Genomic DNA, 7,916 nt, shown 5'->3' on the forward strand with positions numbered 1-7,916 from the left:
CACATTTCCAGGAGGCCGTCATGGCCGGGCTCGTCCCGGCCATCCACGCCGCAACGCCGCGGTTTCTCGCAAATTCATGCGCGGCGTCGACGCCGCGGCGACAGTCTCTACGAGCTGGCGCAAAAACGAGACATTCGCAGTTCGCTGGCGCTTTCCAAAAACATCTCAGTGGCTTGGCGTGGATGGCCGGGACAAGCCCGGCCATGACGGCGCTGCGCATTCCAAGATGTGTGCATGCGGTAGCCCTAAAGGGGAGGGTGGGCGTGCGGCCCACCTCCCCCTGGGAGGGGGAGGTCGAGCGCCGCAGGCGATCGGGAGGGGGTGATGTCCGCGACTCGGGAGGCCGCCCGATCCCTCCGCCGAAAGAGAAGGCGGCCGCGCGATGATCCGCAACCTCCTCTCCGTCGGCGGCTTCACGCTGCTCTCGCGCATCACCGGCTTCTTCCGCGACGTCATGCTGTCGGCCATTCTCGGCGCCGGCTTCGTCTCGGACGCCTTCTTCATCGCCTTTCGCCTGCCCAATCATTTCCGCGCCATCTTCGGCGAGGGCGCCTTCAACGCCGCTTATGTGCCCTGCTACTCCAAGGCGTTGGAACGGGAGGGAAAAGCCTCGGCCAAGGAATTTTCCAGCGAGGTGTTCACTCTGCTGCTCGCCTCGCAGCTCCTGCTGCTGGCGCTCGCCTTCGCCTTCATGCCGCAATTGGTCGCGCTGCTGGCGCCCGGCCTCGATGACCGGCCGGAGAAATTCGAGCTGGCGGTGACGCTGACGCGCATCACCTTTCCCTATCTCCTGTGCATGACCCTGGTCACGCTGCATCAGGGCACGCTCAACGCCAATGGCCGCTTCGCCGCGCCGGCCTTCGCGCCCAATCTGCTCAATCTGTCGGTGATGGCGGCGCTCGCCCTCGCCTTTCTGTTCCCGAACGCCGGCGTCGCGGCGAGCGTCGGAGTCACCGTCTCCGGCGCGCTGCAGCTCGCCCTGGTGATGGCGGACGCGCGGCTCGCCGGCGTGCTGGAGGGCTTCGCCCGGCCGCGCTGGAAGCGGGTGCGCGACTTCTTCCTGATGCTCGGGCCCGCGGTGATCGGCTCGGCCAGCGGCCAGATTGCCATTTTCGCCGACACCATCATCGCGTCGATGCTGCCGGACGGCGGCATTTCGGCGATCGCCTATGCCGATCGCATCTATCAGCTGCCGAACGGCGTCATCGGCCTCGCCGCCGGCACGGTGCTGCTGCCGGAAATGAGCCGGCGCCTCGCCGCCGGCGACGTCGACGGCGCCTATGCCGCGCAGAATCGGGTGATGGCGCTGACGATCGCGCTCGCCGCGCCGTTTTTCGTCGCTTTCGTCACCATCCCCGAACTCATCATGAGCGGCGTGTTCCAGCGCGGCGCCTTCACCGCGGCCGATTCGCTGCGCTCGGCGGCCGTGCTCGCGGCCTATGGCGGCGGGCTCATGGCGCTGGTGCTGATCTCCGCGGCGCGGGCGAGCTTTCAGTCGCAGGGCGACACGAAGACGCCCATGCTCGTCGCGCTCGGCGCGGTGGCCGTCAATGTCGCGTTGAAGGTGGCTCTGTTCGAGCCGCTCGGCGCCGTCGGCCTCGCCACCGCCACCTCCGTCGGCCTCTGGATCAATCTCGCGGCGCTCGTCGGCCTCGCCCTGCAACGGGGAGCCATGCGCTTCGACGAGACGCTTCTGCGCGTCTGCGCCGCCAGCCTCGCCGCCTGCATTCCGCTGATCCTCGTCGCCGTCTATGGCTACGGCCCGGCGGCTCGGCTCGGCGCTTTCTTCGGCGGGCTCGAAGACGTGGTCACGCTGATCGTGCTCGGCGCGGCCGGCGCCCTCGCCTATGGGGCGGTTCTGCTCGGCTCGTTGCGCCTTTTCGGCCTGCGGCTTTCGCAACTCCGCCCGCTGTTAGGGGACACATGAAACTGGAGTGACCGGGATTACCGGGACTCCTGCGGAATCTCGCGGTCCGGAAAGGAAACCAGTGGCTTGCGGCGGGGAGTGGAGAGGCGTCGAGCGGAGCATCAGGACACTTGAAGCTGGAGGGCCGAGGACCGCGGACACATGAAACTGGAGTGGCCGAGGCTCTTCCAAAAGCGTTCAAAGGCGCTTCGAGCCGAGCCGGAACGGCCTTCGACCCCTTATTTATCTAGCAAAGCGGCCCCAGGCAAACGCTCCCAGCGCGACCGAACAGGCGCGGCGGCGGGCTGCGCCGACCTCGAAAGTCTCCCGCACGGGGAACGTTGCGGATCGATCGCGAAAAAAAGAAAAATAGCATGCAAAATCAATACTCTGAACGCTGACGACCCAGAGGACAACCCGGGCGTTAACTTTCCCCCTCCCCGGTTGGAAACGGCTCGTTGCGTCGTGTGGCAAACGTTGGATCAGCGGCCCTCGCGGATGCAGCGGGAGGTCGGCGGGGAGCCGCAGACGGCGCGGAGCTGGGCTTTGCCGACGCACTGGCCCGTGCGCGGATTGCGATAGCCGGGGCCGCCGCGGCAGCCGCAGCCGTGGCAACGCGCGAGCGCCTCGCCCGAGGCGAAAAAGGCGGCAAGAAGCAAAACCATGAACACTGAAAAGCGCATATGCGCCTCCATTCGGCCATTTTGCGACGCGACGTAGCAAAACGATTGAGGGACGTTCGCCCCGCCGCGGGGCGAAACGAAGGAGCGGTCCCCACGGTAGGCCCCACCAAGCGGCTCAAGCCACGAGGTTTGCGCCACGATGGCGCAAAATGGCTTATGGAAGGGTTTGCCGTGCCGTGCGGCAAACCGGACCCAGCGACGGCGGAAGAGACGGGTTTTCCCCGCGGTGGGGAAAACCCGGGCTCCGAATGTCTCGAGACTACGAGATTGGCGATACGGTGGTTAGCGCGGCCTCGAGAGAAGCCTTGTCCCGAAAGGCGATGTCACGGCCATCGATACAAGCGCAAAATCCGCCATCGGCAGTCCTCCAATAGGGTTTTCCGTTGACGACACCCTCAGCCGCAATAGGACGTTCTCTCTCATAGGGCTCTTGTTCGTAGTTTGACCTCAACAACAGGGCGTGCACCAGAGCGATTGGCCATATGACAAAGCCATAAAACAAAAAAAACAACCCAGACAGAACACCTTTTTTTGAAAAAGCGATCATCGAGCAGATAATTGACATTATTAGCCAGAAAACGAAAATAAGCAGAATCTCCATAGTGCTCTCCTCTACTCTACACGTATCTCTCGGCCCAAAACACGCGCCCGTGGATGCGCAGCGTTTGGGCATCAGCAAGGGACACAGTCTCGTCAGGATAAAGCGACTTGTTGTCCGACAGCAAGGTAAAAGACCCGCCGACGTTGCGCCGGATGCGCTTAATCCTAATCTCACCGTCGATGCTAAAGGCGTAGACGCCGTCCTCGCGGATTTCCCGCTTTGATCTATCGACCAGAACAAGCGCGCCGCTCTGGATAGTCGGCTCCATCGAGTCTCCTCTAGCCCGAATAAACTCGACAAGATCGGGATTTACGCCAAGCCGGCGTAGCGTAGCGCTAGGGAACGGCAATATGTCGAGCACGTCGCTGGCTCCACCGACCGCGCCCGGTCCAGCCGAAGCGTCGACGTCGAGCACGGGGATGCAAACAAGGTCTGTCCGAGCATCCATGGAAGCAGGAACCTGCTTTACGACGCCACTTCTAGCATCGTAGCCCGTCAGCAGCCATTCGGGAGAGACCCCGCATGCTGTCGCGAGCCTCACGATCGCTCCTGCTTTAGGCTCATGGGCAGCGGAAATGTAGCTGCTGATGGAGCGCGCCGGCACGCCGGATGCGGCCGAAACGGCATCGATCCCGCCGCTCGACCTCACCGCGTCATGTAGCCGCTGCGCAAACCCAGCGCTGCCAATTCCTGCATTGCTTGCCAAGTTCTACACCATAATTGCAGCTTCCTGCTTGACAGATTCAGCAGGAAGTGGCGATATGCAGACAAGTCTGATTTGCAGACACGGTTAACACGCCACTTCCGGCGTGTCACCGCGCGGGAATCCCATGGCAAAAGGCTGGAGCCATCAAAAGATTCTGTTCTCGATCCGCGAGCGTGGGTCGACGCTCGCGGCGCTCTCGCGCGAGGCTGGCTACGGCCAACGCACGCTGCATTCGGCGCTCTACAAGCGCCACCCGCGCGCCCACGCCGTCATCGCGCGCTTTCTCGGCGTCTCGCGGCACGAGCTATGGCCGCATTGGTATGGGCCGAGCAACGAACTGCTGCCGCTGACGCCGGTGGTGAAGACGCGGGCACGCCGGGTTGGAAAGGCGGCGCCGAAATGAACGCGATCGTCGCCGCCGATCTGCATCTGCTCGACGCCGAGCCGCGCATCCCAGATTCGAAACTGGCGCTCGCGCTCGGCTATCGCGATGCAGAGTATGTCAGAAAAGCTATTGATCGAAATTTCGAGGAGTTGTCGAGCTATGGAGAGGTTCTCCGACAGACTGTCGGAAAACCTCTCGGCTCGAGGGGTGGGCGGCCATCGCTCACGTATCTGCTGAACGAGCAGCAGGCCCTCCTCATCTGCATGTTCGCGCGCACGGCGAACGCGGCGAAGGTGCGAGCGCAAGTCATTGCCGTCTACATGGATTGGCGTCGGACGCGCATCGCGGCGGACAGCGCGCCCCTTCCGCCGCGGGCCGAGGCGCGCCCGGCCGTCGCGCGCCTCGCGCCGATCGAGGACGTCGCCCGCGTCGTCGATCTCGGAGCGGATATTCAGGCGCTCGGCGCCACGCTGGCGCCGTTCTGGTCCAGCGGCCGGCGGCCAAAATTCTGGTCGGATTTCGACGTGCGGCGCCACTTCGTCGAACTGCATCGGCAGGTGACGATCGATGAGTGCCGCGCGCTGTGCAGCGAGCGCTTCGGTCCCGAGCGCACGCCGAGCAAATCGGCGGCGCACCGCTTCTGGATCGTTCTCGATATGGCGCGGAGGGCGCGGCCATGACGCGCGCTCTCGCTCCCACATCCCATTTCCTCCCGCCACCAGGTCGGCAGTCGAGCGAGGAGGAAAGAGGCGCGGCGGCGGCCGCATCCTCCCGGCTCTCCCGGCCGCCGCGCCTCACCCGAACCTGCGTTCCTGTGCCCGAGTCCCTGCAACCGCGTGCCCCTATGAGGTCGCCGTCCGTGGCTGATCCTTTGCGCATACCCCTCTTCGACATCGATTCCTCTAACCGCATCCGCCAGGTCGACCCCGATTGGGCGGCGGCGATCGCCGGCTCCATCCAGGCGAAGGGGCTCGATTCACCGATCGTGATCCGCCGTTGCGGCGCCGGCTATCGACTGGTCTCCGGCGCTCACCGTCTTCGCGCCTTCACGCTCCTCGGCGTCGAGGAGTTGATCGAGGGCGAGCACTTCAAGCTCGTCGAACAGAGCGACGAAGAGGCAGAGCTTTCGGAAATCGACGAAAACCTGATGCGCCGCGAGCTGTCGACCGTCGACCGGGCGATCTTCCTGGCGCGCCGCAAAACGGTCTGGGATCGGCTCTATCCGGAGACGACGAAAACCGGGCCGAGGAAATTAGGGACATCATGTCCCCAATTCACGCCGCAGAATTTTTCGAAAGACGCGGCGGAGAAGACGGGCCTGTCCAAGCGGACGATCAATCGGGCGCTCGAACTCGCGAAGCTGCCCGATGCTGTCCTTTCCCTCATCCGCGCGACGAAGCTGGCGGACAATGGCGCTCAACTGCGCGCGCTCTGCCGGGAGACGGAAGAAAACCAAAAGGCCATCGCCGAACTCATCGCGGCAGGCAAAGGCAAGAACGTCGGGAATGCGCGGCAGCTTCTCGGCCTTTCCAAACCCTCCGAGCGCGATCCGCACGTCGCCACGGCGAACAAGCTGCTCGCCTTGTGGAACCGCGCCTCGCCGAGGGCGCGCAAAATTTTCGAACAGGCGATCGGGCTCGTCGAAGAGGCCGACGAAGAGTCTCAGGCCGCGTAAGGGGCAGAAGCATCATGGCGGGCGATTGGCTCACGACGACTGAGATATTGGCGCTGCAGGCGCCGTCTCTGCCGTCGTCCATGTCCAAGCTGGCGGAGCTGATCTCCAGCCAGGGCTGGCGCAGCAACGCCAGCCTCGTCCGCGTGCGTTTCGGTCGCGGCGGCGGCCATGAATACCACCTCTCGCTGTTGCCGCCGGACGCGCGCGCCAAGGCGCTCGCCGCCCGCGCGGTCGCGGCCATCGAGGAGGCCAACGCCGTCTCGCAGGGGCTTTGGGCGGCCTTCGAGCGCTTGCCCGAGCGCACCAAGGAAAAGGCGCGCCGCCGCCTCGTCGCCATCGAGGCGGTGCAGTCCATGGGCAATGACTGCACGCGCGAGATCGCGGTTGCCTGGGTGGCGAAAGAGTTTGACGTTGCCGCCTCCACCCTGTGGAGCTGGCTGGCGCTGGTCGAGGGCGTCGATCGCGGCGACCGGCTGCCGCATCTCGCGCCGCGCCATGTCGGCCGCACCGCCACGGCGGAATGCGACCCACGCGCCTGGGATTTTCTTGTCGCCGATTATCTGCGCGCCGAGAGCCCGGCCTTCGAGCCCTGCTATCGCCGCTTGATGCGCGCCGCCGCGGCGGAGAGCTGGTCGCCGATCCCGTCATCGAAGACGCTGCAGAGGCGGATCGAGAAAGAGATTCCGCGCGCCGCGCGCACGCTGGCGCGCTCGGGCCGCGAGGAGGCGCAGCGCATCTATCCGCATCAGCGGCGCACCAAGGCGCATTTCCACGCGGTGCAGGCCGTCAATGCCGACGGCCACAAGTTCGACGTGTTCGTGAAATGGGCCGACGGCTCTATCTCGCGGCCGCTGATGGTCGGCTTTCAGGACCTCTATTCGGGCATGGTGCTCGCGCATCGCATCGACAAGTCCGAGAACAAGGAGATGGTGCGGCTCGCCTTCGCCGATGTCGTCGAGCGCTTTGGAATCCCCGAAAAGTGCTGGCTCGACAACGGTCGCGCCTTCGCGAGCAAATGGCTCACCGGCCGCCTCGCCAACCGCTATCGGTTCAAGATCAAAGACGAGGACCCGGAAGGCATCCTGCTCTCGATCGGCTGCCGCGACGTGCATTGGACGACGCCCTATCACGGCCAGTCCAAGCCGATCGAGCGCGCGTGGAAGGACATGTGCGCGAACATCTCCACGCACCCCGCCTTCGCCGGCGCCTACACGGGCAACAAGCCGGACGCCAAGCCGGAGAACTACGGCTCGAGCGCTGTGCCGGAGAAGTTGTTCCGCGAGATCGTCGCGAGCGAGATCGCCGTCCACAACACGCGCCCCGGCCGGCGCACGGCGACGGCCAAGGGCCGCTCCTTCCAGGAGACGCTGCAGGAATCGCTCGACAATGGCGCGCTTGTGCGGCGCGCCACCAAGGAGCAGCGCCGCATGCTGCTGATGGCGGGCGAGGGCGTCCAGGTAGACAAGCGCACGGGCGAGATCGCCCTGATGGAGTCGCGCTACTGGGCCGAAGAGCTGCACGAGCACATCGGCAAGAAGGTCATCGTGCGCTTCGACCCGCAGAATCTAGGCGCCGCGCTCGCCGTCTACACGCTGGACAATCGCTTCATCGCCGAGGCGATGCCGATCGGCGACGTGCGCTTCGATGATGTCGACGCCGCGCGCGACCATGCGCGCAAGCGCAACGACTTTCTGCGCAAGCAGAGGGATTTTCTCGAGGCCAATCGCCGCCTCGACATCGATCAGGTCGCGGCCCTGCTGCCGCAGCCGGAAGCGACGCCGCCAGCGCCCGCCAAGGTCACGCGCCTCGTCGCCAATGGCCCCGCGCGCGGCGCCGATTGGAGCGGCGCGGATGATTTTGCGCGCGGTGTCGCGCTGATGGACGAGGGCGCGGTGCTGCCCTTCCGCAAGAGAGACGACGAGGCGGAGTGATCCGCCTCGCCGGCACGGCCAGAGCGGCA

At 65.2% G+C, this 7,916-nt stretch carries 8 protein-coding genes; 5 read left to right on the forward strand and 3 right to left on the reverse strand.

Features of this window, described 5'->3' with window-relative positions; all coding sequences use genetic code 11:
* Nucleotides 1–382 precede the first annotated feature (382 nt).
* On the forward strand, nt 383–1,927 hold the full coding sequence (murJ, locus tag K3F48_RS22930; RefSeq protein WP_222577762.1) for a murein biosynthesis integral membrane protein MurJ: 1,545 nt from the start codon (nt 383–385) through the stop codon (nt 1,925–1,927).
* A gap of 461 nt (nt 1,928–2,388) precedes the next feature.
* On the opposite strand, the gene K3F48_RS22935 is transcribed toward murJ, so the two are convergent.
* The 3 genes from K3F48_RS22935 to K3F48_RS22945 form a co-directional block, all read right to left on the reverse strand.
* Nucleotides 2,389–2,589, reverse strand: coding sequence for a hypothetical protein (locus K3F48_RS22935; protein ID WP_222577763.1), 201 nt, complete (start codon nt 2,587–2,589; stop codon nt 2,389–2,391).
* A 259-nt stretch (nt 2,590–2,848) separates the two neighbouring features.
* Nucleotides 2,849–3,190, reverse strand: a complete 342-nt coding sequence (locus tag K3F48_RS22940) for a hypothetical protein (RefSeq protein ID WP_222577764.1) — start codon at nt 3,188–3,190, stop codon at nt 2,849–2,851.
* Nucleotides 3,191–3,206: 16 nt separating this feature from the next.
* Nucleotides 3,207–3,731 carry a helix-turn-helix transcriptional regulator gene (locus K3F48_RS22945; protein WP_370631485.1) on the reverse strand — a complete coding sequence of 175 codons (525 nt, stop codon included), beginning with the start codon at nt 3,729–3,731 and terminating at the stop codon, nt 3,207–3,209.
* A 289-nt stretch (nt 3,732–4,020) separates the two neighbouring features.
* Here K3F48_RS22945 and K3F48_RS22950 point away from each other — a divergent pair, with 289 nt between their 5' ends.
* The 4 genes from K3F48_RS22950 (at nt 4,021) to K3F48_RS22965 (ending at nt 7,887) form a co-directional block, all read left to right on the forward strand.
* Nucleotides 4,021–4,299, forward strand: a complete 279-nt coding sequence (locus K3F48_RS22950; RefSeq protein ID WP_222577766.1) for a helix-turn-helix domain-containing protein — start codon at nt 4,021–4,023, stop codon at nt 4,297–4,299.
* Nucleotides 4,296–4,961 (forward strand): hypothetical protein, encoded by a 666-nt coding sequence (locus K3F48_RS22955; RefSeq protein WP_222577767.1) that lies wholly within the window; start codon nt 4,296–4,298, stop codon nt 4,959–4,961. Before K3F48_RS22950 ends, K3F48_RS22955 begins: the two co-directional genes overlap by 4 nt.
* A gap of 179 nt (nt 4,962–5,140) precedes the next feature.
* Nucleotides 5,141–5,956, forward strand: coding sequence for a ParB N-terminal domain-containing protein (locus K3F48_RS22960; RefSeq protein ID WP_222577768.1), 816 nt, complete (start codon nt 5,141–5,143; stop codon nt 5,954–5,956).
* A gap of 14 nt (nt 5,957–5,970) precedes the next feature.
* Nucleotides 5,971–7,887: a transposase domain-containing protein gene (locus tag K3F48_RS22965; protein WP_222577769.1), complete on the forward strand. Its 1,917-nt coding sequence runs from the start codon at nt 5,971–5,973 to the stop codon at nt 7,885–7,887.
* Nucleotides 7,888–7,916 lie beyond the last annotated feature (29 nt).

The organism is Methylosinus sp. Sm6 (genome assembly GCF_019802345.1).
Taxonomy (GTDB): domain Bacteria; phylum Pseudomonadota; class Alphaproteobacteria; order Rhizobiales; family Beijerinckiaceae; genus Methylosinus.

Excerpts from the sequence above, each read along its gene's own strand:
- murJ (WP_222577762.1), top strand. The coding sequence starts at position 383 with ATGATCCGCAACCTCCTCTCCGTCGGCGGCTTCACGCTGCTCTCGCGC.
- K3F48_RS22935 (WP_222577763.1), bottom strand. The coding sequence starts at position 2,589 with ATGCGCTTTTCAGTGTTCATGGTTTTGCTTCTTGCCGCCTTTTTCGCC.
- K3F48_RS22940 (WP_222577764.1), bottom strand. The coding sequence starts at position 3,190 with ATGGAGATTCTGCTTATTTTCGTTTTCTGGCTAATAATGTCAATTATC.
- K3F48_RS22950 (WP_222577766.1), top strand. The coding sequence starts at position 4,021 with ATGGCAAAAGGCTGGAGCCATCAAAAGATTCTGTTCTCGATCCGCGAG.
- K3F48_RS22955 (WP_222577767.1), top strand. The coding sequence starts at position 4,296 with ATGAACGCGATCGTCGCCGCCGATCTGCATCTGCTCGACGCCGAGCCG.
- K3F48_RS22965 (WP_222577769.1), top strand. The coding sequence starts at position 5,971 with ATGGCGGGCGATTGGCTCACGACGACTGAGATATTGGCGCTGCAGGCG.